This is a genomic window from Alkalihalophilus lindianensis (assembly GCF_032843265.1).
GTDB lineage: Bacteria > Bacillota > Bacilli > Bacillales > Bacillaceae_D > Alkalihalophilus > Alkalihalophilus lindianensis.
The window spans coordinates 1-269 of sequence record NZ_JAWJBA010000382.1 but is presented as its reverse complement, the minus strand read 5'-3'; the positions used below and the strand labels follow the sequence as shown (position 1 = coordinate 269).

Annotated in this window: 1 protein-coding gene; it reads right to left on the bottom strand. The window is 66.2% G+C overall.

The window, feature by feature from the left end; translation table 11 throughout:
• On the bottom strand, window positions 1-269 hold a 269-nt coding region (locus RYX56_RS26605; RefSeq protein ID WP_317124165.1), incomplete at both ends, for a circularly permuted type 2 ATP-grasp protein.

The window sequence follows — 269 nt, the reverse complement described above, 5'->3', positions numbered from 1 at the left end:
CTCCTGCCGGTGATAGAGATCGTGGATGAAGGCATTGAGCGCGCGGACGCGCTGCTCGATGCCGCGGCTCAGCCGGCGCCATTCGCTAGCGGATACGATGCGCGGGACCATGTCGAACGGGATCAGGCGCTCTTCGGCCGCATCCTCGCCATACACGTTAAACGTGATCCCGGTGCGGCGGAACACGCCTTCGGCTTCGAGGTGCTTGCGCTTCAGCCAGCCGGGGTTCTGCTCGTCGAGCCACCGGCCGTACGCGGCATACGCCGGTC